Origin of the sequence: Croceivirga lutea, assembly GCF_014235875.1 — a bacterium.
Classification (GTDB): domain Bacteria; phylum Bacteroidota; class Bacteroidia; order Flavobacteriales; family Flavobacteriaceae; genus Croceivirga; species Croceivirga lutea.
Genome location: NZ_JACJUK010000018.1, coordinates 1 through 1,209 on the forward strand (window position 1 = coordinate 1; position 1,209 = coordinate 1,209).

A 1,209-nucleotide genomic window follows, 5' to 3' on the forward strand; every position below is an offset into this window, starting at 1 on the left:
CTTAAGTTTGTTTCTGATTAGATTGTATTTATAAATCAGAAAGAACAAAAGAGAGGATTAAGGCCAATATAGCCATAGGAAGTAATGATTCCGTCAACATTGATGGCCCCCTCTCTTTTCCATCCAAGAATTCGTTCAGTTCTGTGAGACTTCAGATCTCGATTTTAAGTTGTTGAAGCTTAGATGGAGCGTCCTTTCCAAAACATTTCGATATGAATAAAGATAGGAAAATCCACGGAGTGGATATCAGTAAGGATGTATTTGATGTCATGGATCCCAAGGGTCATCACCATCAGTTCATTAATGGCCCGAAGGGTTTTAAGCAATACCTTAAGTTATTGGGTGAAGAAGACCTGGTGGTCATGGAAGCTACAGGATATTACCACTATTTATTGGCACAGTTTCTTTATGGTTCAGGTATCAAGGTGTCCGTTGTAAACCCATTGTCGGTAAAACGTTTTAGACAAATGAAACTGGCCAAGATAAAGACGGATAAGAGTGATGCCATGGCCATACGGGATTATGGACTTGTCAATGAAGTTCCGCTCTATGATGGCAAAGGAAAGGACCATGCCGAGAGCCTTCAGTTATTGGCCTTAATGGACATCTACCTAAAACAGCGTACCCAAGTCAAGAACAAGCTTCACGGAGAAAAGGTGCTGGGCGTACCTTCAAAAGCGGTTTACGGTTCATTGAAACGCATGTTAAAGGTTTTGGACCGAGAGTTGTGTTCACTTAATGAGCGATTGCTCAGCTTGGTCAAAGAGACCCAGCAGCAACAACTTACCAATTTAAAGAGCATACCTGGTTTGGGAGATAAGACCGTTGCATTATTGATTGTTCTGACAGAAGGTTTTACCAAGTTCGATAATGCAGGCCAACTGTGCAACTATGCCGGTATCACCCCAACAATACGACGTTCCGGAAGCAGCGTCAGGGGAAAGAGCAGAATTAGTAAGGTGGGCAATAGAAAATTGCGAAACTTATTGTTCTTGTGTGCTTTTTCGGCCTGTAAACACAACAAGGGATGTAGGGAAATTTATGAACGGATAACAGCAAAGGGTAAGAGTAAAAAACTGGCATTGATAGCAGTGTCCAACAAACTTTTAAAACAAGCATTTGCCATTGCAAAATCAGGGATACCCTATGATGAAAATTATGTGTCCAGATTAACTTAAAAGAACTTGTTTTTTAACTCAGTTCTTTGTT

The 1,209-nt window shown here is 40.7% G+C and carries 1 protein-coding gene; it reads left to right on the forward strand.

Translation table 11 applies throughout. From position 1 onward, the window contains the following. Positions 1 to 212 precede the first annotated feature (212 nt). The gene (locus H5V42_RS15140; protein WP_185784017.1) at positions 213 to 1,178 is read left to right on the forward strand and encodes an IS110 family transposase; all 966 of its coding nucleotides are present in this window, start codon (positions 213 to 215) and stop codon (positions 1,176 to 1,178) included. The last annotated feature ends 31 nt before the right edge of the window (positions 1,179 to 1,209 follow it).